The sequence below is a fragment of the Octadecabacter sp. B2R22 genome, assembly GCF_018861045.1.
Classification (GTDB): domain Bacteria; phylum Pseudomonadota; class Alphaproteobacteria; order Rhodobacterales; family Rhodobacteraceae; genus Octadecabacter.
The window spans coordinates 1,117,980-1,142,273 of record NZ_JAHKQJ010000007.1 but is presented as its reverse complement, the minus strand read 5'-3'; the positions used below and the strand labels follow the sequence as shown (position 1 = coordinate 1,142,273).

Below are 24,294 nucleotides of genomic sequence, written 5' to 3'. Positions count from 1 at the left end.
AGCGCTTGGGCGAGAATTTACTCTGCCGCCCGCAGCGCTGCGTCGTCGACTTTGATATCCTTGGCCTTAGCTTTTTCTGCTGATGGCGGGGCGATGGGCGCATCTGGGTCATCCCAGATGATCTCAGGCGCTTTGATGCGCTTCGCTTCGCGGGAGAGGGCCCAGTCTTGGGCGGCGCGGCTGGTTGTCCCCATCGAAAGTTTCGCAAAGAGCTGTCCTGCCCAGCGTGCGTAGGTCGTGACCCAAACGCGCAGGGCCAGCATGGACGGGGTGAACACCAGCGTCAGAACAGTCGCGATACCAAGACCGAAGACGACGGCAGTCGCCAGTTGTTTCCACCACAACGATGTAGGGCTATCGACCGAGAATCCGCCACCGATGAAATCTAGGCTAAGACCAAACATCATCGGGGCAAGGCCCGCCATTGTCGTGATGGTCGTTAGCAACACAGGGCGAATACGGTCTTCGGCGGTGCGTGTGATCGCCTCTGTGCGGGGCATGTAGCGTTCGTATTCTTGATAGGTATCAATCAGAACGATGTTGTTGTTCACAACAATCCCCGCCAAGGCGACGATCCCTGTGCCTGTCATAATAATTGAGAAGGCTTGATCCATAACGAGCATCCCGATCAGCACTCCAGTGGTGGAAAGAACCACGGCAAGAAGGACGAGGATGGAGTTATAGACCGAGTTGAACTGCGCCAGCAAGATGATGAACATCAGCCCCAACGCCCCTAAGAAAGCCTGCGCAAGGAAGGCGCCTGACTCGGCCTGATCTTCTTGATCGCCCGTCCATTCATAGTTGATAGACGCGGGAAGGGGATCCGTTTCGAGCCAAGCTGTCAGGGCTTCGATGCGTTCGTTCCCATTCACCGCGACCTGAACTGTGTCACCGTCATCGATTGCGGCTTGGACGTCTGCGACACTTGCCGCATCGCCCAGTTCGACAAGATCAAACAGGGTGCCGTCCGGTGTTTCCACGGTTCGGGTCGCATCCGTTGATGTCTCCGCTTCGATTTCACGGAAGAGGCCGAGCATGGTTTGTTCGTCGTTTTCACCGACCATGAATTTGATCAGGTCGGGTTCAACCGCCGCTTTGATGTCAAAATAACGAGATTGATCGATGCGGTCGATCTGGCTGAGTTCAGGAACCGGTGTCCGCGTAATAAAGTTGGACAGGGGCACAAGGCCCGCATTGGTGCGCACGCGCAGGCTGTCCAAGGTGGACAAAACGCGGTCTTGTTCGGGCAAGCGCACGCGGATTTCGATTTCCTCATCCGAGCTATCAACGCGCATCGTATCCAAGAGGATGCCGCGTGTGACCAGTTGCACCATGCCGCCAACGGCGGCGACATTGGCGCCATAACGGCCCGCTTGTTCCACATCGACGGTGATTTCCCAATCAATGCCGGGCAAGGGCAGGCTGTCTTCAATCTGGATCAGGCCTGTTGTGTCCTCGAATTGGGCGCGGGCGGTTGTCGTGGCGGCACGCAGATCAGCCCAGTTGTCACCCGTCAGACGCAAGTGAACGGGTTTGGCGGAGGCTGGCCCACGGCTGAGGTTCAGGATTTCTGTCCGGATACCAGGAAGGGTTTCAAGTTCAATCTGGAGGCGTTCCATCACGAGGTCGCCGTCCAACGTTGCCAGATCAATGTCATTTGCGCGGGCAAAGGCGGGGCGGTCTTCCCACGGAACCAATTCAATTTGCAGCTGGCCGATTGTGTCACGGGGGCCTTCGCCGCCGCCCGTGTTCTGGTTCAGACCACCAGCACCAGCAAATGCGAATATGGATTGCACACCGGGTTCGCGCAGCGCGATGGCTTCTGCTTGTGCAACAATGTCGTCCTTTTCCGAAACGGAGAGGTTGCCACGGGCTTGGACGTAGACGATGGCCTGTTCGGGTTCGGATTCTACGAAGAATTCAACGCCATTATTGTTGGCGCCAAAGTACGTGAATGTAGACATCACAACAAAGAAGATGCCGCCAATTGCGACGATCGGCATGATCGGGTTGCCTGCAATGAAGTGGATCACGCGGCCAAAGATGGACCGTCTGTAACCCGCTTTGATGTTGCGGGGTTTGCGTTCGATCTTGGCTGCTCCAACGGTGATCGACAGCGCGAATGTCCCGAGCAAAAACAAGATCATGCCGGGAAGGGACGCGAAAAAGCTTCCGTCAACCTGTTGGCCTGTCAGATACCCCGGATTCAGGGTCAGCATTGCGCCCGTGAAGACGATCATAATCGACGGCAGGACAAGGGCTGCGTTCACGAACCATGGTAAGCGGGCCTTGAGGGCATCTGAGGTCGTGCCAAATGCGCGGCTCATGCGGCCTGTGACGCCGCCCAAAACAGGCAGGTAAATCAAAGCGACCACAAGGGATGCTGAGAGAACAAAGATAATAGTTACAGGCAACATGCCCATAAATTGGCCGGGCACACCGGGCCAGAACAGCATCGGCAGGAATGCACAAAGCGTTGTCGCGGTTGATGACACGATGGGCCAGAACATCCGCTTGGCAGCATCCGTATAGGCCGCCATTGGGCCCGCCCCTTCGCGGATGCGTCGGTCGGCGAATTCGACCACAACAATGGCCCCGTCTACTAACATCCCGACAGCTAGGATCAGGCCAAACATAACGATGTTGGAGATCGTGATTTCCATCACTGCAAGGAAGGCAAAACATAGCAGGAACGACGTTGGAATGGCAAAGCCAACCAGAAGCGCTGGGCGGGTCCCGAGGGCTGCCAAAACCACGATCATCACCAAAGCGATGGCCGTCAAAACAGAACCTTCCAGTTGGCGCACCATGGAATCGACGTTACGGGATTGGTCGTTGCTGACGCCGACTTGAACAGCGTCTTGTAGATCTTGTGGCCAACTTGCGACCTCGGCGTCGACCAGATCACGGACTTCTTGGGCGGTGTCGATCAGGTTGAAACCACGACGTTTGACAATTTGCAACGCGACGGTCGTGGTGCCGTTGAACCGCGCGGTGCTTGTGCGATCTTCAAAGGTCAGGCGAATTTCCGCGAGATCGCCAAGGGTAATGACACGGTCGCCGTTTGTCTTAACGGGCAGGTCATAGATATCGCGGGGTTCATCAAAACTGGATGGAATTTTGACGGCAAAAGACCCTTGATCCGTTTCGACTTCGCCTGCGGCGATCAACAGGTTATTCTGGGTAACGACGTCGATCAATTCACCTGCGGTGACGTTGTAGGCCTCAAGGCGAAGGGGATCGATGATCACTTCGATCATCTCTTCGCGTTGACCGGTGAGGGAGGCCTCAAGCACGCCGTCAATGCCTTCAACCGCGTCTTGCAGGTCTTTGGCTACTGCGATCAGTGTGCGTTCAGGAACGTTGCCTGTCAGGTTCACAATCGCGATCGGGAACTCTGAGAAGTTGATCTCGTTGATGGAATAATTGTCGGCCCCATCAGGGAACAGGCCCTCAACACGTGTCATCGCATCACGGATATCGGCCATTGTTTCGGTCTTGTTCCAACCGAAATCAAACTCCAACGCCACGCCTGCATAGTTTTCCGACGCTGTGGCGGTCATGGTTTGAAGGCCATCGATGTCTTGCAACTCGGCTTCCATAGGCCGCACGAGCAGGGTCTCTGAGTCTTCAGCCGAAATACCGGGGAACGGGACCGAAACAAAGATGATCGGAATTTCGATGTCCGGCTCACCTTCTTTGGGTAAGCCGAAATAGGCCATGCCGCCCGCCAAAATTGACAGGGCGATAAAGGCCAATACCATCCTCGCGCGCGAGGCTGCGACGTCGACGATATTCATCATCCGTCGGACTCCTCACGGTAGGTTGGTGTGACGGGCACACCGTCAGTGACGTATTCCTGCCCGACCACAATCACATCGACGGTTTCCGGCAAGCCCGAGACCCAAATGCCGTTCACAGTATCGCGAATAATGCCGACCGGTAAGAACTGGGCGACGTCGCCATCGACCACGGCCCGAATCCCGATGGTGCCTGCGTCGTCTAACGTCATCGAAGACCCGGGCAAAAGATGTGCAGTCTGGCCACTGGAGGCCACTAGGATTTCAACCGTCTGGCCATCGCCAATCGCCAGATCCGTATTTGGCACCTGAATTTCCACGCGGAAGGTGCGGGTTGTTTCGTCAGCAGAGCGGGACACGAAGGACACTTGGCCGCTGAATTCTTCGCCTGTTGATAGGCGTGCACCGGCCATCGCACCCAGACTTACTTTGCCGATGTCGGCCTCAGGGACGAACCCGACCAGTTTGATGGGGTCGAGTTGAATGATTGTGGCGCAGGGGGAGCCTGCTTGCATCAATGTGCCGAGTTCTGCGGTGTCGCTTTCGAGCAGGCCCGCAAAGGGGGCTGTGATGTTGAGCCGTTCGATGTCGCGCTCGATGGCAGCGACGCCCGCTTGCGCGGCTTCGATGCCGGCTTGTGCCGAAATTACTTGGCTGGATGCGCGTTGCACGCCTGCTTTTGCGGCCTCTAGAGAGGCTTGCGCGCTGATCAGCCGTGTTTCTGATGCGAATCCTCCCTGACTTAGTTGGCTTGCGACGTTCACTTCGATTTCGGCTTCTCGGACGCGGGCGTTCGCCTCGGCGACGGTGGCTTGGGCTTCGGGGACCATGCCTTGCGCCTCGCTCAGGCGGGCGCGGCTTTCGGCCAATTGGGCGGCCCGTGTGCCAGGGTCGAGGTGGCAGAGCAGAGTACCTGTTTCAACGAATGCACCCTTTCGGATCGGCTCGGAAATCACTTGGCCGCCTGTTTCGGATGCGACTGTTACCTGACGGGCGGCTTCTGTGCGGCCACGTAAAACCACTGCGCTTTCAACAGTTTGTGACTGAGACCTCAGGGCAACCACGCTCACGGGGGGCGGGGCCTCGGCTTCTCCATCGGTCATTTCTGTTTCGGCTTCGACTTGTGCAAAGGCCATTAACTGGTCGCGCTCGAAAACGAGGGCGTAGAGTGTCAAGGAAACGACAATCGCAGCAAGGATGGGCAGGAGGCGCATTTTCAGTCTTTCATCAACAAGGCGCCGGAGGCGCTGAAAAGGTCTTGGCCACTTAGGGCAAGTAGGTCTGGCTAATATTGGTATTTATACTGAACTAATCGGTTCATTTTCAAGCTGTATTGCAGAGTCGCTCTCGCTTTATGTTAAAGCCGTTCACTTTAAAAGCGCAAGCCTGATCTCGCCCGTCTTTGGTCGGACATGTCGGCGGGACTTGTCCCTCGACTATGCTTCGCGATAAGAGGGGCCAACAAACCTATGAGGACCCGATGAGCAATCCAGAATCCTTTATTGAAGAGGTCAGCGAAGAAGTCCGAAAGGATCAACTCTTCGGGTATATGCGCAAATATGGCTGGATCGCCGTTCTTGCGGTCTTGCTGGTTGTTGGCGGCACCGCCTATTCCGAATACCGCAAAGCGCAAACCACAGCAGCCGCGCAGGCTGCGGGTGATGAAATCCTTGCAGCACTTGAGATGGATGATGATGCGGAACGTGCCGCCGCCCTTGGCGCGATCGAATTGTCGGGTGGGGCAGGCGCGATTACGGGCCTGCTGACTGCGTCCAACCTTGTCGAAACAGGTGATATCAACGGTGCTGTCACAGCGCTTGAGGCTGTCGCGTTGGACGATACAGCGCCTGCAGTGTACCGCGATCTGGCGGCCCTAAAGGCCGCAATGGTGCAGGGCGAAGAGTTGTCCTTGGACGACCGACGCGCGATGCTGACTGGATTGGCCACACCAGGGTCGACGTTCCGACTGATCGCACAAGAACAGCTTGCCTTGCTCAACGTTGAAGCAGGTGACATCGACACTGCGATCGATCAGTTCGCGGCCATCGGGCAAGACGCCGAAGTGACACAGGGCTTGCGCGAACGCGCGTTCAGCATGATTGTGGCTTTGGGCGGTGACATTGATGCTCTCATTGGCAATACTGGCCAAACATCTGAGCAGGGCGACCAATAATCCGCCTTTAGGGGCATCTTAAGAGCCCGGGCATGGAAGGGAATGACGTGACAGGACTTATCTCTGGCACCACGACGACAAAACAAAAGCGCGTGGCGATGCCCGCATTTGCGGCCCTTGCCGTTGTTGGTTTGCTTTCAGCCTGCGGTGAAAAAGACATCATTCTACCGGGAGAACGATTGGATATTCGCGGAGATTTGGTCGATGCAGACGCCTTCGTGAACCAAGCGCTGCCTGTTTCTTTGGGCGCTGCGACGGCAAATGCCGATTGGACACACCGCAATGGTGGCCCAACGCACCTGATAGCCCATCCAGCCCTCGGCACGGCGCTGGCCCCAGTATTCTCAACCAACATCGGACAGGGAAACACCCGCCGCTTACGGATTACCGCTGACCCTATCGTCGCCTCGGGCCGTGTTTTTACGCTTGATGCAGAAAGTCAGGTTGTGGCGACATCCACAGCAGGCGAAACCCTGTGGTCGCGCAATCTAAAGCCAGACACCGACAACGCTCGTGACGCATCCGGTGGCGGGCTTGCTGCGGCTGGGTCTGTTATCTTGGCAACGACAGGATTTGGTGAAGTGGTTGCTCTTGATGGGGCAACGGGTGGCGAAATCTGGCGTCAGGATCTTGATGCTCCCGGGACGTCCGCGCCAACGATTGTTGGCGATCTCGCCTATGTTGTCGCTCGCGATGGCCGTGCTTGGGCGATTGAACTCGGCTCTGGACGTGTACGTTGGACCGTAAGCACAACAGCCCCGACGGCAAACTATTCTGGCGGTGCTGGCGCCGCGGTGAATGCTGACGTTGCAATCTTTCCTTTCCCGACTGGCGAAGTACTGGCAGCGTTCCCTGAGGGTGGTTTGCGTCGTTGGTCCACAGTCGTTTCGGGTCAACGCCCTGGTTCGGCGGCGTCCAATATCTCTGATATCGCGGGCGATCCGGTGATTGATGGCAACCGCGTCTATGTGGGCAATGTGTCGGGCCGTGTCGTCGCGCTTGAACTTGCCAATGGCGACCGTCTTTGGACAGCAACAGAAGGGGCGGTTGGCCCTGTTTGGCCTGCCGGTGGTTCTTTGTTCTTGGTCAATGACATTGGTGAACTTGTGCGTCTGGATGCGGATACAGGGACTGCGATCTGGCGCGTAGAATTGCCGGGCTTTGCAGAAAGCCGTGAACGCCGTCAAAAGACACGCTTTGCGCATTACGGTCCAATCATTGCGGGCAACCGTCTGATAGTCGCCTCTGGTGATGGGCTGATCCGTCAGTTTGATCCGGCCTCTGGTGCGCTGGTTGGCACGGTTGAAATCGCGGGTGGAGCGGCCTCAAATCCCATCGTGGCGAATGGCACGCTGTACGTTGTATCGGCGCGCGGGCAATTGGTCGCTTTCCGTTAAGCGAAAAAGGGTGTAGTGGGCTGCACTTGATCACTTAGAGAAACGCAAATGTCCTTCACACTCGCCATCGTGGGCCGCCCGAACGTGGGCAAGTCCACCCTCTTTAACCGCCTTGTAGGCAAGAAGCTGGCTTTGGTCGATGACCAGCCCGGTGTCACGCGCGATTTGCGCGAAGGCCCTGCGCGGCTTGGCGATTTGCGCTTTACGGTGATCGATACCGCCGGTCTGGAAGAGGCCACAGACGAGTCCCTACAGGGCCGTATGCGCCGCCTGACAGAACGCGCCGTGGAAATGGCTGACGTCTGTTTGTTCATGTACGACGCGCGGACAGGAATCATGCCTGCCGACGAAGTTTTTGCAGATATTTTGCGCAAAAAGAACGCGCATGTGATCCTTGCGGCCAATAAATCCGAAGGCAAAGCCGCGGATGCGGGCGTGATCGAAGGGTTTTCTTTGGGCCTTGGCGAACCGATCCGCCTCTCCGCTGAACACGGCGAAGGCTTGGGCGAGATGTATGATGTGCTGATGCCGCTGTCGGATCAGTTCGAAGAACGCGCCGCGGCAGATGCGCCAGACGTTGACGTTGATGTTAGCGAAGACGACGAAGATGATGACGCTCCACGCATTCCGACACGCGAAAAGCCGTTGCAGATTGCAGTCGTTGGTCGCCCGAATGCGGGTAAGTCCACGCTGATTAACCAAATTCTTGGTGAAGACCGTCTGTTGACGGGGCCAGAGGCAGGGATCACGCGTGATGCGATTTCTGTGCAGATGGATTGGGTCACTGATGATGCGACCGTGCCTGTACGTATCTTTGACACGGCCGGCATGCGTAAGCGTGCTAAGGTACAGGAAAAGCTAGAGAAACTCTCGGTCTCTGATGGGCTTCGCGCGGTTAAGTTTGCCGAAGTTGTTGTTGTCTTGCTCGACGTGGAAATCCCGTTCGAACAGCAGGATTTGCGGATCGCTGATTTGGCGGAACGCGAAGGCCGTGCCGTGGTTTTGGCCGTCAACAAATGGGACGTTGAAGGCGAAAAGCAGGCCAAGTTGAAAGAGCTGAAAGAACAGTTCACACGCTTGTTGCCTCAGCTCAAGGGCGCGCCGCTGATTACTGTGTCCGCGAAAACGGGCCGTGGGATTGATCGTCTGCAAGAGGCCATCTTGCGGGCGCATGAAGTCTGGAATCGTCGTGTCACCACGGCCCAGCTGAACCGCTGGCTGCTTGGTATGTCCGAAGCGCACCCGCCCCCCGCACCAGGTGGGCGCCGCATCAAGATGCGTTATGCCACACAGGTCAAAACACGCCCGCCAGGGTTTGTTGTAATGTGTAGCCACCCAGACAAATTGCCCGAAAGCTATTCGCGTTATTTGGTGAATGGTCTGCGGCTTGATTTCGATATGCCGGGGACACCGATCCGCCTGCATTTCCGCAGCCAAGCGGACAAGAACCCTTACAAAAACAAGACGAAATCAACACCGTCTCGCTTGCGTAAACACTTGGGCAAAGCGCCAGCGGATCAAAAGAAACCGTATCGCGGCGGCTAAGCGGGTCAGGTTTTGCCGACTTGACCTAAGGGCACCTCAACCTCAACCTACGGGTGAGATTGGGGACACCGCTTATGAAACGCATTGCCATATTTATCGACGGAACGTGGAACACACCGGATGCCGAGAACGGGACCAACGTTCTGAGGCTGTCGCGCTGCGTTCGACATCATGATGATGACGGCACATTGCAAGTTGTCCTGTATGCACCCGGGGTTGGGTCAGGACGCGGCAACACGCGGTTTGGCCGTTTCCTAGATCGAAGTCTTGGTGGCGCGTTGGGGTGGGGCCTTTTAGAGATTATCGCCGATCTATATCGCCAACTTGTCATGATCTACGAACCGGGAGACGAAATTCAGCTGTTCGGCTTTTCGCGAGGGGCGTTTGCGGCACGATCGTTTGCCGGTGTTCTGCGATCTTGTGGCATTCCTCCACGGCGGAATTTACACGAGGTCCGCGGTGCAATCGAACGCTACGCAAGCCGAGATCCCGCGACCCATCCTGAAGATCCGTCATCGTATGAGTTCAGGGAACGGATTTCACCTGACACTGCAACGAGCGCGAAGGAACTGAATTGGCGTAATCGGCACGGACAGTCCGGTGCGATCAGGCTTCATATCAACTACATTGGTGTCTGGGACACGGTTAAGGCGCTGGGGTTGCCTGAGAAACTTCACATTTCTGATATCGCCAACGCCCGGCACCATTTCCATGACGCTGCCTTGTCATCGTCGGTTATTTCGGCACGGCACGCGATTGCGATCGATGAGTACCGCTGGACGTTTCCTTCGCTGCCATGGAATAACATGGAAGAGCTGAATAGGGACCGCAACGGCGCATACCTGCAACAATTTTTTCCGGGCAACCACGGATCAGTCGGGGGTGGGGGGAAACGGATCGGATTGTCATCCATTGCCCTGAACTGGATCGCCATGGGGGCCGCGCAAGCGGGGTTGGCGTTGGATTGGGATTCTCTCGATCTAGCGGCGTCGGACTTTGATCACATGGCCGATCTGACCAACAAGTTCGGCGTTCGATCGCCAACTGGGCGGGATTTGAAAGACGGTGGCGTCGGGCGGGCTGGTCCGAAAGCAGAACGCGATCTAAGCCTTTGTGCGTTGGATCGCTACGTCGACGATGGGGCGTACCGCCCATATCCTTTGGAAGCGCTCAAGGATGAGCTCCATAAAATGAGCGCAGATGAAATAAATCACCTGCGCACTTTGATGATTGAGCGCGATGGCGGGGAAACGCACGTCAAAGGTCAACGAAGGCGTCCCCGCCAAAAGATCGAACGACGATGGTTCTAGGGGCGCAATTTACGACAATGTTCCGTCAGCGTTGATGGTGGTTTTTCCGCCCATGTAGCCGTGGAGGGCTGCAGGGATCGCAACCGATCCATCCGACTGTTGACCGTTTTCCAGAACCGCAATCAGGCAGCGCCCAACAGCAAGGCCGGAGCCGTTCAACGTGTGAACGAACTGTGGCTTGCCGCCGTCAGCTGGCTTGAAGCGTGCATTCATACGGCGCGCCTGAAAGTCGCCGGTTGTCGAGACCGAGCTGATTTCGCGGTAGGTATTCTGACCCGGCAACCATGCTTCGATGTCATAGGTGCGGCGTGCGCCAAAGCCCATGTCGCCTGTGCAAAGAACGACGGTTCTGTAAGGAATTTCAAGACGTTCAAGGATGTCTTCGGCGCAACGCAACATGCGCTTTTGTTCATTGTCGGATTCATCTGGATGCGTGATCGATACCATTTCGACTTTTTCGAACTGGTGCTGGCGCAGCATGCCTGACGTGTCACGACCCGCGCTGCCTGCCTCAGAGCGGAAGCACAGCGAATGCGCCGCATAGCGACGCGGCAGGTAACTTTCGTCCATCACATGTCCGGCTGCGATGTAAGTCAGCGGAATCTCGGACGTGGAAATCAGCCACATGCCTTCAGTCGTCTGGTAGCTGTCTTCGGCGAACTTTGGCAATTTGTCCGTGCCATACATCGCATCATCGCGCACCAAAACGGGCGGGTTTACTTCGGTAAGCCCGTTTTCGTTGACATGGAGGTCCAGCATGAACTGGGCGAGGGCGCGGTGCAGACGGGCGGTTACCCCAGAGAGCAAAACAAAACGACTGCCCGAGATTTTCGCGGCGGTTTCGAAATCCATGCTGTCTTTGACGGCAGGAATTTCGAAATGCTCGACTGGGTCGAAATCGAAATTGCGCGGGTTGCCCCATTTAGAGACTTCGACGTTGTCGTCTTCGTTAGCCCCATCAGGAACATCAGCCGCAGGCAGGTTCGGGATTTCAGCAAGACGGGCGGTCAGTGCGGCATCTTGCGCCTTGGCTTCTTCGTTCAGGGCTGCAATTTCAGCTTTCTTTTCAGACACTAGCGCACGAAGGCGTTCGAACTCGGCCTCGTCACCGCGACCCTTCGCAGCGCCAACTTCTTTGGCGGCTTTGTTGGCCTCGGCCTGTGCTGTCTCGGCGGCACCGATCTTAGTGCGGCGTGCTTCGTCCATCGCCAACAGTTCAGACGACAAAGGCGCATCACCACGACGGGAAAGAGCCGCATCAAAGGCGGCGGGATTGTCACGGATGGCGCGAATGTCGTGCATGGGTCTTGTCCTTGTTTGCGGTTTTATGCCGCTCATATGGCGCAATTTTCGCCATATGGAAAGCGTATGGATTGCGTATGGAAATCATATGGGGCCGGACCCATATGTTTAACGGCGCGTAGCGTTGCGAATCCCGTGTCGCGACCGTAGTGTGCGCCAGATCGCGAGGGGGGTGCCTTCGCCAATAAATTAAGGAACGACCACAATGGACGCTATTGGCCAGTTTATTCCACTAATCCTGATTTTCGGGATCATGTATTTCCTGTTGATCCGCCCTCAACAGCAGAAGATGAAACAACACCAAGCTATGATCGAGGCTGTGCGCCGTGGTGATCAGGTTGTCACCCAAGGCGGCGTGATCGGTAAGATTTCAAAAGTCAAAGACGACGGCGAAGTCGAAGTGGAAATTGCGGACGGCGTAAAAGTTCGCGTTGTGAAATCCACACTCGCACAGGTTCTTAACAAGACCGAGCCTGCAGACGCATGATCAAGAATGCGCTTATCGCATTGGGCCTAATGGCCAGTGGGGTTGGCGCAACTGCGACCAGCGCGTTAGGCCGTGAGGCCGCATCGACAATTGTTGACACCTGCGGCGGTACGCGGCTGGTGTTGCAAGCCTCTGACGACGCGCGAACAACAGATCGTGCCAACGATCTGGATGCCGCCGCGGCGGAAGTCCTGAACGAGCGCGTGGGTGCGTTCTTCGGGCAGCGCGACCAATATGCCAAAGTTCAGGACCATTCCGTGGCGATACCAGATCGTTTGATCGAGGTATCGCTGCCGCATTGGGACGACGCGACATTGGCTGCCATCGCGCCGCTTTTTGAACGGGTTGAATTCGGGTTCTTTGATGTCGAAAGTATCAACGACGGCGGGACAGTTCAGAATCTGGCGGCGGGGCAGATACATTTGCCCGACGCTTATGACCCCGTCCGAACCTATGTCTTGAACGATGTCGCCGTTCTGGATGGGGCGTCGATTGAAGACGCGCAAGTGTCATTCGATCAGCAAGGCCGCCCTGCGATTGCGTTTTCGTTTGATCGCACAGGGGCCAAGGTGTTTGGCCAGTACACGAGCGAAAACATCGGTAACCCCTTTGCAATTGTGATGCGCGGCGAAGTGTTTAGTGCCCCTGTGATTCAATCCGCGATCTTTGGCGGAAGTGGCATGCTCACGGGTGATTTCACTGTCGAAGAAACACATGAATTGGCCGCGGTTTTACAGGGCGGTGTGATGCCGTTTGACCTTAATGTTGTGTCAGAGACGCCTGTCGACGGGTCCGACCCCAGCGCCGATTTCTGCCCCTAGGCAGCCCCTGATTCCGTGCCGATCTTTCTGAGGCACTCCCCAGATATTTACATACATTCCGGCGCTTACGCCGTTGATACCAAGACAGGACCACCCCGATGTTGAAGATTGACCCTATTAAACGCATAGCGATTTGGCTTGTTGTCGCGTTTGGTATTTTTGTTGCAATGCCCAACGGCTTTTACGGCACAGTTGAGCGATCCAATGACGCAGAAACCGCCATCGCCGAGGAATTTACCGCAGCCGAGTTGGAGGCCAAGGGCCTGACCCGCGAAGGGCTTGAGGCTGACGCTGCATCTTGGCCCACGTTCATGCCGGATAATCTAGTGAACCTTGGTCTTGATCTGCGCGGTGGTGCGCAGCTTCTGGCGGAAGTGAAAGTTGAACAAGTCTATGAGGCCCGCATGCGCGCCATGTGGTCTGAAGTCCGCGATACTTTGGCCGCCGAGCGTGATGTTGTTGGGTTCGTTACAGACGAAAGCGATACCGAAGGTGAACTTCGTGTTCGTATTTCTGAGCCTGCGGGCATGGACCGCGCGCTGGAATTGGTGCGCGGTTTGGCGCAGCCTGTCGTAAGTGTCACGACCGTGGGGCAGGTCGACATCCAAGTGGCGTCGATTTCAAGCACTGATCTGGTCATTCAACTGACAGAGGCCGAAAAGGTCGCCACGGATGACCGAACAGTTCGTCAGGCGCTGGAGATTGTGCGTCGTAGGATCGATGAAACAGGCACACGTGAACCATCCATCCAGCGTCAAGGCGAAGCACGGATTTTGATTCAGGTTCCAGGTGTTGGTTCGGCACAGGAAGTTAAGGACATCATCGGGACAACGGCCCAACTTGGGTTCCACCCTGTCGTTGGGAGTACAAGTGATCCAGATGCACGGGCAGGTGCCGGTAACATGGTTATCCCGTCCTTGGATCAGGTTGGCCAGTATTACATTGTAGAACGTTCTCCTGTGGTGACAGGCGAAGACCTTGTCGACAGTCAGCCGACGTTTGACCAAAACAACCGCCCTGCGGTGACGTTCCGGTTCAATGCATCTGGTGCCCGTCGGTTTGGCGATTATACGGCTGACAACATCGGGTCCCCATTTGCCATTGTCCTAGACAACGAAGTCGTAAGTGCACCCACCATTCAATCACATATCTCGGGCGGGTCCGGTATTATCACGGGGCAGTTCACCGTTCAGGAAAGCACCCAGTTGGCGGTTCTGTTGCGGGCAGGTGCGCTTCCGGCTGAGCTGGACTTTTTACAAGAACAGACAGTCGGTCCTGATTTGGGACAAGACAGCATTAACGCAGGCGCGATTGCTTGTGTGGTCGCCTTTGCCTTGGTCCTTGTTTACATGGTCCTGAGTTATGGTCTGCTGGGCGTCTTTGCCAATATCGCGTTGCTTGTAAACGTCGCGCTGATCTTTGCGATGTTGTCGCTGATCGGCGGTACGCTGACATTGCCCGGTATCGCGGGGATCGTGTTGACGATTGGTATGGCTGTGGATGCCAACGTGCTGGTCTTCGAGCGTATCCGAGAAGAAAGTAAGACGGCCAAAGGCCCCGCGCGGGCCATTGAACTAGGCTATGAAAAAGCGTTGTCGGCAATCATCGATGCCAACATCACGACCTTTATTACGGCAGTAATCCTGTTTGCCATGGGCGCAGGACCTGTGCGTGGGTTCGCGATTACGCTTGGGCTTGGCATTATCACTTCGGTCTTTACGGCGATCTTCCTGACCCGTTTGTTGGTGGTGATCTGGTTCGAACGCAAACGTCCAAAGGCGTTGTTCACAGGCCGCTACCTGAAGCTGGTTAAGGCCGACACAGCCTATGATTTCTTTAGCCGCGCCAAGGTGTGGTTGGGTGTCTCAGCGGTTCTTGTCGCCGTCGCGTTGGGGTCGTTCTTCTATCAGGGCCTGAATTTCGGGATCGACTTTAAGGGTGGCACCACGTTGCGCACGCAAAGTGAGATCAGCGTAGACGTCGCTGAATACCGCGCTGCATTGGCTCCGCTTGAGCTGGGCGAAATCACAATCACCGAGGTGTTCGACCCGACCTTTGCCGACGATGAAAACGTCGCCACGGTTGCCATTCAGGCGCAAGACGACGAAGAAGCGGTGACGAATGAAACCATCCAAGCGGTGCAGGCGGCCTTGCAGACCATTGATCCTGCCATGACCTTCCCAGCCGTTGAATCCGTTGGACCGACGGTTTCGGGTGAACTGATCCAAGCCGCTATTTTGGCGGTGGTTTTGGCCATTGGGGCGGTGCTGGTTTACATCTGGCTCCGGTTTGAATGGCAATTTGCCTTGGGCGCGGTTGCGGCCTTGGTACACGATGTTGTTTTGACCATCGGTATCTTCTCGGAACTTCAAATCCGGTTTGATTTGGCGATCATTGCGGCCTTGCTGACCATTGTGGGCTACTCGTTGAACGATACGGTTGTTGTCTTTGACCGTGTGCGCGAAAACCTGCGTAAGTTTAAGACCAAGACGTTGAAAGACGTTTTGAACATGTCCATCAACGAAACGCTTAGCCGGACGTTCATGACATCCTTCACCACATTGCTGGCGTTGATTGCGCTGTATGTGTTGGGCGGTGACGTGATCCGCGGGTTCGTCTTTGCGATGATCTGGGGCGTTATCGTCGGGACCTATTCCTCGATCTTCGTGGCTTCCAGCACTTTGCTGGTGTTGGGCGTAAAGCGCGATTGGTCCAAAGAGGCTAAAAAGGTTGGCGGTCAGTTCGCTGACATTGACGCATAGGAGGCCGATATGCGGTTGAACGAAGTCGTCTATACCGATGCGAAACCCGTTGATGGCTATGGGCCCGGGTTCTTTCGCATCGGCGGAGAAGTCTATGAAGGGGCGTTGGTTGTCTTGCCGACAGGCATTGCCCCTTGGGGCGGCTTTGATGACGCGAAAACCTTGCTTGATGCGATATCGGATGTGGATGTGATGTTCATCGGCACTGGGTCCGAGATCGCGCATATCCCGTCCGATTTCCGCGACACGCTAGAAGAGGCAGGGCTGGGTGTTGATGTCATGGCGTCGCCGTCTGCCTGCCGCACCTATAATGTATTGCTAAGCGAAGGCCGCCGCGTCGGTTTGGCGCTTTTGCCAGTCTAAGGCTTGGGGTAGCATACGTTCATGACTTTGAATGTTTCAGATTTGACGGTTGTTCGGGGCGGCGTGCCGGTTCTGGCGGACCTGTCTTTTTCGGTGGCCGAGGGGCAGGCCCTTGTGCTGCGCGGACCCAATGGCATTGGCAAAACGACCTTGCTTCGCACTTTGGCGGGTCTGCAGCCGGCACTTAAAGGGTCCGTTGATTACGCCGAGGATACGGGCGCTTACGCGAGCCACGCCGACGGGATCAAAGGCCAGTTGAGCGTGAAAGAGAACCTCGCGTTCTGGGCAGAGATTTACGGCAATTCCGCGGACGAATCCGTCTATGAGGCATTCGATCTGGTTGACCTCAAGGATCGGATCGCAGGCACATTGTCGTCAGGGCAAAAGCGCCGTCTCGGGCTGGCACGCCTTGGTGTTGTTGGCCGTAAGGTGTTGTTTCTGGATGAACCCACGGTCAGCCTCGACGGGTTTTCGGTCAAGCTTTTTGCGCGTTGGCTGTCTGAAGATCACCTTGCCAAGGGTGGCATCGCAGTCATCGCGACCCATATCGATCTTGGCATTGAAGCGCCCGAACTTGAACTGGCCCCGTTCAAAGCAGCGCCGGACGCCGCCAGTTCTGACGAGGCGTTTTTATGATGGGCGCTAAACGGTGATCGCACTCCTGAAACGGGACCTTGTGCTTGCTGTGCGGGCAGGGGGCGGGTTTGGCCTTGGCCTGTCATTCTTTCTTATCGTGATCGTTCTGGTCCCATTCGGTGTCGGGCCAGAGGCCGAAATCCTGACACGCATCGCACCGGGGATCGTTTGGGTCGCGGCCTTGTTGGCAGCGCTTTTGTCGCTGGACCGGATTTTCGCGTTGGACTTTGAGGATGGCTCGCTGCCGCTTTTAGCAACATCGCCTTTGCCGATGGAAGGTGTCACTTTGATCAAAGGCATCGCACATTGGATCACCACGGGGCTGCCGTTGACGCTTGTTGCGCCCGTTCTTGGGTTCTTGTTGCATTTGGAACCCTCGGCGTTCGGATGGTTGTTGGCGTCCTTGGCGCTTGGCACGCCGGCCTTGTCGATGATCGGCACTTTTGGCGCTGCCCTGACGGTTGGCGTTCGGCGCGGCGGCTTGTTGATGTCGCTCCTGGTGCTCCCACTTTATGTGCCGACGCTCATTTTTGGCGCAGAGGCCGTTGCGCGCGGCGCTGCGGGCCTTGATGGGTTAACACCGCTGCTGATGGTTGCCGTCATCACATTGGCCAGCTTTGCACTGCTGCCGTTTGCCGCATCCGCGGCCTTGAAAATCAATCTAAGGTGAGCTCCATTGCCGCCATCAAAAGAGCAGGATAGCTAAGACAAATGTCGATTTGGGAATACGCCAATCCGAAGAAGTTCATTGCGACCACGACGCCATTGGTGCCGTGGGTGATGGGCATTTCAATCTCCTGTCTTGTGGTCGGGCTGGTCTGGGGCTTCTTTTTTACGCCCGATGATTTCCGCCAAGGATCGACGGTTAAAATCATCTATCTGCATGTGCCCGCCGCCCTGATGGCGATCAACGCGTGGTTCATGATGCTGATTGCCTCTCTCATTTGGTTGGTGCGGCGTCACCATGTCAGCGCTTTGGCGGCGCGTGCTGCGGCGCCCATTGGGATGGTTATGACTGTTATCGCGTTAATTACAGGTGCTATTTGGGGCCAGCCTATGTGGGGAACATGGTGGGCTTGGGACCCGCGCCTGACGTCATTCCTGATCCTGTTCCTGTTTTATCTTGGCTACATGGCCCTCTGGGAAGCGATTGAGGATTCTGACACCGCAGCTGACCTCACGTCGGTGCTGTGCCTTGTCGGATCAGTGTTTGCCGTGCTGTCACGCTATGCGGTGCAGTTCTGGAACCAAGGGCTTCACCAAGGGACGAGCGTTCCAGTCGCCACAGGCGAGCGATCCGTGTCGGATGTGTTCTTCGTCCCGCTTTTGGTGTGTATGGTCGGGTTCGGCCTGCTGTTTTTGGCATTGGTCTTGATGCGCACGGCGACGGAAGTCCGTGCCCGCCGGATCAAAGCACTCGAAGCGAGGATGAGATAATGTTTCCTGATCTGGGTGATTACGCGACCGAAGTACTGGCCGCTTACGGGGCGTCCATTGGTTTGCTGGTGGTGATCGTCTTGCTGTCCATGCGGCGGTCCCGCAAGATGCGCGCACAGCTTGATGCGGTTGAGGCCCGAAAGGACGCTGCTAGTGGCAAATAAATTGATGTTGGTGCCTGTGGTCGTTTTCGCGGGCCTTGCGGGCGTTTTCGCAGGCGGGATGTATTTCGGGCAGGGTGATGAATTGCCCTCCGCGCTGATCGGCAAACCCGCCCCGGAAGGTACTGTTGAACCCCTTGGCGACCTTGCGGTTCTAAGCGATGACATCTTGCGCGATGGCGAGGTCAAGATTGTGAACTTCTGGGCCAGCTGGTGCGCGCCGTGCCGCGTTGAACACCCCAACCTCGTTCTTCTGGCCGAAGAGGGCGTGCCGATTTACGGCATCAATTACAAAGACCTAGACCGCAACGCACTTGGGTTTCTAAACGATCTTGGTAACCCTTACCGTGCGGTTGGAACCGATGAAGACGGGTTTTACGCATTGGACTGGGGCGTCTACGGCGTCCCTGAAACGTTCCTGTTGGACGGCGACGGTACGATCCTTTTACGCATGGCAAGCCCGCTTACCACGCGCGAATTGGAAGCCCGAATGCGCCCCGCGTTGAACGAGGCGCTGGCCGCGAATTAACGGCTGTAGCGCAGTGACATGCAGCTTAGGCCGCCGTCTACCAACTCCGCCTGTGACGTGTTCAGTATCTTGAGCATGTATCCCGCAGCCTGCAGCTTTTCCGCTGTTTTCGGATGGCCCGCTGACAAGAAAACATAGTCGTTCACGCGGATCGCATTTGCGGCCGCTTCTTCACCTTCAACCGTTTCAATCACGTTCAATCCCTTGAACGCACCGGACGCCGCAAGGGCAGGCGTGGCCAAAACCGTTTCATGATCCAACAATGAGGATTCCGTTTTGAAATGCAGGATTTCTGGCGGTGTTTGAAGCACTTCAAGGCTGTACCCCAAACTTTCTACGATTGGGCGTAGGTCTTCGGCGCCCTGAACGTTCGTGCGTGCGGAGAGACCCAAAAGCACGCGGTCATCTGTGCACAAAATATCGCCGCCATCGACGTAGCCGTCGGTTTCCAAGTCTATGACAGCAGTCATGTTTTCAAGCAAGGATGGACGCAGCGCCGCCGCTTCACCAAGGCGCGTGTCAGCGCCCGGGCGCAGTACAATCGCGGTTCCGTTCAAAACCAAGGCGGGATCTTCGATGAAAACGCTGTCAGGAAAGGTTTCGTCTTTTGGCAAAAGCGTCACGTCACATCCAACATCGCGCAACGCGCTGACGTAGGCCGCATGCTCGGCCGCAAAGGTAAACGGATCCGGATCGCCTTGATCCTGTGCGCGCAATCCATCTGTAACGGATGATGCGGGCAGGCGGCACAATGCGTGGCTGAATTCAAATGACGGATGAGACATGGTGACCCTCTTGTTTATCTTTTGCCTTTGTTTCGGAAATACCTCGGGGAGTCGAGCTTGCTCGACGGGGCAGAGCCCCCAAACGAAAAAAGCCGCGCCCGTTAGGGCGCGACCTTAAGATTACTGAGCTGCCTGAAGTCTTAGGCAGATTTGGCGAGGTTCCGTAGAACGTAGTGCAAGACGCCACCGTGTTCGATGTATTCGATCTCGATCGCTGTATCGATGCGGCACTTCAGTGTGATGTTTTTCACTGTGCCGTCGGCCATTGTGATTTCACATGGAACTTCTTGAAGCGGTGTCACGCTGTCCAGACCAGAGATAGACACAGTTTCTTCGCCTGTCAGGCCAAGGGACTTGCGGCTGTCACCACCAGTGAATTCAAACGGGATAACGCCCATGCCAACAAGGTTGGAACGGTGAATACGCTCAAAGCTTTCAGCGATAACCGCTTTGACGCCTAGAAGGTTCGTACCCTTTGCAGCCCAGTCACGAGAAGACCCCGCACCGTACTGTTCACCACCAAAGATCACGGTTGGTGTGCCCGCAGCTTGGTAGGCCATCGCCGCGTCAAAGATAGACGTTTGTGCGCCATCCGGACCCTTTGTGTAGCCGCCTTCAACGCCGTCAAGCATCTCGTTCTTGATGCGGATGTTGGCGAATGTGCCGCGCATCATGACTTCGTGGTTACCACGGCGCGACCCGTAGGAGTTGAATTCACGAACAGGAACTTGGCGTTCTTTCAGGTACTGACCCGCAGGAGTCGTTTCAGCGAAAGAACCGGCAGGGGAGATGTGGTCGGTTGTGATCATGTCACCCAGCACGGCCAGAACTTTTGCGCCTTCAACATTGGTGATAACACCAGGTTCTTTAGACATACCTTGGAAGTACGGCGGGTTCTGGATGTATGTGGACTGAGCAGGCCAGTCGTATGTTTCCGCATCCGTCGTTTCAACGCCTTGCCATTTTTCGTCGCCTTTGAAGACGTCAGCATACTTGGACTGGAATGCTTCACGCGTCACAGTCTTTTCGACCATGTCTGCAACTTCTTTGGATGTTGGCCAGATGTCTTTCAGGTAGACGTCTTTGCCATCAGGCGTTTGGGCGATTGGATCTGTTGCCAGATTGATGTCCATTGTACCGGCCAGCGCATATGCCACCACGAGAGGAGGAGACGCGAGGTAGTTGGCACGGACGTCAGGCGAAATACGGCCTTCGAAGTTACGGTTACCAGACAGGACGGATGTTGCGACCAGATCACCCTCGTGAATCGCCTCAGAAATTTCTTTCTGCAGCGGACCAGAGTTACCGATACAGGTTGTGCACCCGTAACCGACGAGGTTGAAGCCGATTTTGTCGAGCTCTTCTTGAAGGCCGGCAGCCTCAAGGTAAGCAGACACAACCTGAGACCCCGGAGCGAGGGATGTCTTAACCCAAGGCTTGCGGTTCAGACCCAATGCTGCGGCTTTCTGAGCCACAAGGCCCGCACCGATCATCACATATGGGTTGGATGTGTTTGTGCAGGATGTGATCGACGCGATCACGACCTTGCCGCTGTCCATTGTGTAATCTTCGCCAGCGACTGCAACTTCTTTGCCCATTGGACGCTTGAATGTTTCTTCCATTTCTTTGCGGAAGGCATCTTTGGCGCCTGTCAGTGCCACGTAGTCTTGTGGACGTTTCGGGCCCGAGATCGCAGGAACGATTGTTCCCATGTCGAGCTCGAGTGTGGATGTGTAGACAGGGTTGTAATCCGCGCCGCGCCAGAAACCGTTTTCTTTTGCGTAGGCTTCGACCAATGCGATTCGGTCTTCTTCGCGGCCTGTATTGCGCAGGTAACGAAGCGTTTCGTCATCAATTGGGAAGAAACCACATGTTGCGCCGTATTCTGGTGCCATGTTTGCGATTGTCGCACGGTCTGCCAGTGGCAGAGTGTCGAGGCCTTCGCCGTAGAATTCTACGAACTTGGACACAACGCCGTGGGCGCGCAGCATTTCAACGACTTTCAGCACGAGGTCAGTACCTGTTGTGCCTTCCATCATTGCGCCCGTCAGTTTGAAACCAACAACTTCTGGGATCAGCATGGAAATTGGCTGGCCGAGCATAGACGCTTCAGCCTCAATCCCGCCAACGCCCCAACCCAGAACAGCAGCGCCGTTCACCATTGTGGTGTGGGAGTCAGTGCCGACGAGCGTGTCAGGGTATGCAACTTCTTCGCCGTTTTGGTCTTTGTCAGTCCAAACCGTCTGGCTGAGGTACTCAAGGTTCACCTGGTGACAGATACCTGTGCCCGGAGGAACAACGCGGAAGTTGGAGAATGCAGACTGGCCCCATTTCAGGAATGTGTAACGCTCAAGGTTGCGTTCGTATTCGCGGTCCACGTTCATCTGGAACGCACGTGGGTTACCGAATTCGTCGATCATCACAGAGTGGTCGATCACGAGGTCAACAGGGTTCAGTGGGTTGATCTGCTGAGCGTCGCCACCGAGGGCAACAATACCGTCACGCATCGCAGCGAGGTCAACAACAGCCGGAACGCCGGTGAAATCCTGCATCAAAACGCGGGCAGGGCGGTATGCGATTTCGCGTGGGTTCTTGCCGCCTTTAGCGCCCCATTCGGCGAAAGCCTTGATGTCGTCTACGGAAACGGTCTTGCCGTCTTCGAAACGAAGCATGTTCTCAAGAACAACTTTCAGCGCCGCTGGAAGGTTCGAGAAATCGCCAAGGCCTGCTTCGGTTGCGGCTGGGATTGAATAGTAAGCAATCGACTGATCGCCAACTTTTAGCGTCTTGCGCGTTTTTGCGGTATCGTGTCCAACTGTGATGGTCATCTGCGTCTCTCCTGCGGGAACGTGGGAAGTGAGTCTGGTTGCGGTATACAATTGCACACAATAGTTGCCAAGGCCCGTTTTCCCTGAATTTTATGCGCTTAATTGTCACGTGTTTACTGTGTTCCACACAATTGTAACAGCCCATCGCAAACGGTTGATTGGCCTGTTAGGCCGGACTGGGTTAGGCAAGGACAACGAAACTAGGAATCTCCATGCGTAAAACCTTTGCTGCCCTCGCCTCATGCATCGCATTTGCCACTCCGGTCGTGGCGGATGGCCCCGTCGTCGTCGAACTATATACGTCGCAAGGCTGTTCAAGTTGTCCCCCTGCGGACGCGATGCTGGTGGATCTAGCCGCACGTTCAGATGTTCTCGCGCTCGCTCTTCATGTTGACTATTGGGACTACATTGGCTGGGCCGACACTTTTGGCAGCCCCGCCTTTACACGGCGCCAACAGCAGTATGCGCATGCTGCAGGCGACAGCACGATCTATACACCGCAAATTGTGATTGCAGGGCGTGATCACGTCATCGGGACAAAGCCGATGGAAGTTGCGGACCTGATCCGGCGCCACAACGCCGCCCAAACCGGCGTGCAGGTTGTGGCCGAACTTCAAGGCGATCAATTGCGGATCACCGGAACTTCGCCGCGGCCATTTGATAGCGCTGCGATGGTTCAAGTTGTCCGGTTCGATCCAGAACAGATCGTCGAAATTGGTCGCGGCGAGAATCAGGGGCGGTCGATCCGGTACGCGAATATCGTTACGGATTGGCAGGTCGTCGGCGAATGGGGCGGGCGTGAAGGCTTGGATCAGACCGTTCGGCTGAACGGTAACGGCGCTGTTGCCGTGATCGTGCAAACGCGTGGTCCTCGCAACATTCTCGCGACAGCGGTTTTACGATAAGGGCATCGACCCTAATCGTCGTCACCTTCAACGATCAACGCAATAGTCCCTGCATCCGCGGCGGCTCGGATGGCTGTAACCACAGCATTTTGGGCGGCTTCTGCGTCCGAGAGTTTAATTTTACCGGATTCGCCCATTTCTTCGCGTAGGTTGTCGGCCATACGGGTGGACATGTTGTCTAGTAGGTGGTTTGCCGCTACGGCCAACGGCCCACCGGTACCTGCGGCAGAGGCCAAAGCACGCACCAGATCGCCGGAATCGATGTCACGTAGGATTTTCGGAACGTCAGGCACAGCAAGGCGGGCAGGGATATCCGCAAACGTAAAGATGGCTTTGCGCACGCTTGCGCCAAAACTTGGATCTTCAGACAGCAGCCCTTCGAGAACCTGTTCGCGGGTTGCGGCAGGGCTGGAATTGAGGATCGCGCCGATGCGGCTTTCCGCGGTTTCGCTAAACGCGGGGAGGGCGGCGCCGCAATATTGCTGAGCCAGACCCGTTCCGATCCGCGCAATTGCATCGGCCCGGATGTGAGAGGTTTTCGACATAGAGAAAGCGATGCGGCGCGCGGTTTCACCAGGCACCAAACCAAGCAAAGTCGCGGCCTTTGATGTCGGGAGTTTTGAGAGCAGAATCGCTGACACTTCGGGGCTTTCGGCGGTGGTGATGGGCACCATTTCATCTGCGGACAGTTCAAGGACGATTGTCCACGGATCGCTGCCGTTTTGGGCTGCCGCTTCTTCGCGCAGCCGTGCGACGGTCGCCGCAGAAATACGCCCATCTAGGGATTTGAGCGCGGCTTCGACGCTGCCCGGAGCCGTAAGGGCGACATCAGACAATTCCGCCGCAAATTCGATTGCCACGTTCTTTAATGTCTCACGGTCGATGATGTTTAGGCCGCCGAGTTCGCGGGTCAAACGGGCTTGTGCGGCTTCGGGCAACTGACTGAGGGGGAGGTCCCCGCCGTCACTGAGTAAAAGTTGAACGACCATTGCTGCCTTGCGCGAACGGGGCATGACGGGTGTGGCGGTATTTGGCATCGGACTCGACAATTGC

20 protein-coding genes are annotated in these 24,294 nt (G+C 56.2%); 14 read left to right on the top strand and 6 right to left on the bottom strand.

Annotated elements, in window-relative coordinates; genetic code table 11:
* Positions 1 to 17: 17 nt before the first annotated feature.
* Positions 18 to 3,803 (bottom strand): efflux RND transporter permease subunit, encoded by a 3,786-nt coding sequence (locus KO486_RS11100; protein ID WP_216037287.1) that lies wholly within the window; start codon positions 3,801 to 3,803, stop codon positions 18 to 20.
* The gene (locus tag KO486_RS11095) at positions 3,800 to 5,014 is read right to left on the bottom strand and encodes an efflux RND transporter periplasmic adaptor subunit (RefSeq protein ID WP_216037286.1); all 1,215 of its coding nucleotides are present in this window, start codon (positions 5,012 to 5,014) and stop codon (positions 3,800 to 3,802) included. The genes KO486_RS11100 and KO486_RS11095 overlap by 4 nt, the downstream gene beginning before the upstream one ends.
* A 266-nt stretch (positions 5,015 to 5,280) precedes the next feature.
* Between KO486_RS11095 and KO486_RS11090 the strand changes: the two genes are divergently transcribed.
* The 4 genes from KO486_RS11090 (at position 5,281) to KO486_RS11075 (ending at position 10,225) form a co-directional block, all read left to right on the top strand.
* Entirely contained in the window at positions 5,281 to 5,973 is a 693-nt protein-coding gene (locus tag KO486_RS11090) for a tetratricopeptide repeat protein (protein ID WP_216037285.1), read from the top strand.
* 98 nt (positions 5,974 to 6,071) lie between these two features.
* The gene (locus tag KO486_RS11085) at positions 6,072 to 7,370 is read left to right on the top strand and encodes a PQQ-binding-like beta-propeller repeat protein (RefSeq protein WP_216037571.1); all 1,299 of its coding nucleotides are present in this window, start codon (positions 6,072 to 6,074) and stop codon (positions 7,368 to 7,370) included.
* 48 nt (positions 7,371 to 7,418) lie between these two features.
* Entirely contained in the window at positions 7,419 to 8,915 is a 1,497-nt protein-coding gene (der, locus tag KO486_RS11080) for a ribosome biogenesis GTPase Der (protein ID WP_216037284.1), read from the top strand.
* A 74-nt stretch (positions 8,916 to 8,989) separates the two neighbouring features.
* The gene (locus KO486_RS11075; RefSeq protein ID WP_216037283.1) at positions 8,990 to 10,225 is read left to right on the top strand and encodes a DUF2235 domain-containing protein; all 1,236 of its coding nucleotides are present in this window, start codon (positions 8,990 to 8,992) and stop codon (positions 10,223 to 10,225) included.
* A 9-nt stretch (positions 10,226 to 10,234) separates the two neighbouring features.
* Here the strand turns inward: KO486_RS11075 and serS are convergent, their stop codons facing one another.
* The gene (serS, locus tag KO486_RS11070) at positions 10,235 to 11,527 is read right to left on the bottom strand and encodes a serine--tRNA ligase (RefSeq protein WP_216037282.1); all 1,293 of its coding nucleotides are present in this window, start codon (positions 11,525 to 11,527) and stop codon (positions 10,235 to 10,237) included.
* A gap of 205 nt (positions 11,528 to 11,732) precedes the next feature.
* On the opposite strand from serS, the gene yajC reads away from it, so the two are divergent.
* From yajC to KO486_RS11025, 9 genes are all read left to right on the top strand, one after another.
* The gene (gene yajC / locus KO486_RS11065) at positions 11,733 to 12,014 is read left to right on the top strand and encodes a preprotein translocase subunit YajC (protein WP_216037281.1); all 282 of its coding nucleotides are present in this window, start codon (positions 11,733 to 11,735) and stop codon (positions 12,012 to 12,014) included.
* Positions 12,011 to 12,835, top strand: a complete 825-nt coding sequence (locus KO486_RS11060; RefSeq protein ID WP_216037280.1) for a hypothetical protein — start codon at positions 12,011 to 12,013, stop codon at positions 12,833 to 12,835. Before yajC ends, KO486_RS11060 begins: the two co-directional genes overlap by 4 nt.
* A gap of 98 nt (positions 12,836 to 12,933) precedes the next feature.
* Complete coding sequence (gene secD / locus KO486_RS11055; RefSeq protein ID WP_216037279.1) at positions 12,934 to 15,597, top strand: protein translocase subunit SecD; 2,664 nt, start codon at positions 12,934 to 12,936, stop codon at positions 15,595 to 15,597.
* A 9-nt stretch (positions 15,598 to 15,606) separates the two neighbouring features.
* The gene (locus KO486_RS11050; protein WP_216037278.1) at positions 15,607 to 15,960 is read left to right on the top strand and encodes an Mth938-like domain-containing protein; all 354 of its coding nucleotides are present in this window, start codon (positions 15,607 to 15,609) and stop codon (positions 15,958 to 15,960) included.
* Positions 15,961 to 15,981: 21 nt separating this feature from the next.
* Positions 15,982 to 16,596: a heme ABC exporter ATP-binding protein CcmA gene (ccmA, locus tag KO486_RS11045; RefSeq protein ID WP_216037277.1), complete on the top strand. Its 615-nt coding sequence runs from the start codon at positions 15,982 to 15,984 to the stop codon at positions 16,594 to 16,596.
* A gap of 13 nt (positions 16,597 to 16,609) precedes the next feature.
* A complete protein-coding gene (gene ccmB, locus KO486_RS11040) occupies positions 16,610 to 17,266 on the top strand; it encodes a heme exporter protein CcmB (RefSeq protein ID WP_216037276.1) in 657 nt (218 codons plus the stop codon).
* A 41-nt stretch (positions 17,267 to 17,307) separates the two neighbouring features.
* Entirely contained in the window at positions 17,308 to 18,033 is a 726-nt protein-coding gene (locus KO486_RS11035) for a heme ABC transporter permease (RefSeq protein ID WP_216037275.1), read from the top strand.
* On the top strand, positions 18,033 to 18,197 hold the full coding sequence (gene ccmD / locus KO486_RS11030; protein ID WP_216037274.1) for a heme exporter protein CcmD: 165 nt from the start codon (positions 18,033 to 18,035) through the stop codon (positions 18,195 to 18,197). Before KO486_RS11035 ends, ccmD begins: the two co-directional genes overlap by 1 nt.
* Positions 18,187 to 18,723, top strand: coding sequence for a DsbE family thiol:disulfide interchange protein (locus KO486_RS11025; protein WP_303435535.1), 537 nt, complete (start codon positions 18,187 to 18,189; stop codon positions 18,721 to 18,723). The genes ccmD and KO486_RS11025 overlap by 11 nt, the downstream gene beginning before the upstream one ends.
* On the opposite strand, the gene KO486_RS11020 is transcribed toward KO486_RS11025, so the two are convergent.
* Together KO486_RS11020 and acnA are read right to left on the bottom strand one after the other, a co-directional pair.
* Positions 18,720 to 19,508, bottom strand: a complete 789-nt coding sequence (locus KO486_RS11020) for an arginine deiminase-related protein (protein ID WP_216037273.1) — start codon at positions 19,506 to 19,508, stop codon at positions 18,720 to 18,722. The genes KO486_RS11025 and KO486_RS11020 overlap by 4 nt on opposite strands.
* Before the next feature lie 140 nt (positions 19,509 to 19,648).
* Positions 19,649 to 22,336: an aconitate hydratase AcnA gene (gene acnA / locus KO486_RS11015; protein WP_216037272.1), complete on the bottom strand. Its 2,688-nt coding sequence runs from the start codon at positions 22,334 to 22,336 to the stop codon at positions 19,649 to 19,651.
* A gap of 212 nt (positions 22,337 to 22,548) precedes the next feature.
* Between acnA and KO486_RS11010 the strand changes: the two genes are divergently transcribed.
* Positions 22,549 to 23,241, top strand: a complete 693-nt coding sequence (locus KO486_RS11010; protein WP_216037271.1) for a DUF1223 domain-containing protein — start codon at positions 22,549 to 22,551, stop codon at positions 23,239 to 23,241.
* A gap of 11 nt (positions 23,242 to 23,252) precedes the next feature.
* Here the strand turns inward: KO486_RS11010 and KO486_RS11005 are convergent, their stop codons facing one another.
* On the bottom strand, positions 23,253 to 24,254 hold the full coding sequence (locus KO486_RS11005; RefSeq protein ID WP_252734648.1) for a FliG C-terminal domain-containing protein: 1,002 nt from the start codon (positions 24,252 to 24,254) through the stop codon (positions 23,253 to 23,255).
* Positions 24,255 to 24,294: the final 40 nt, after the last annotated feature.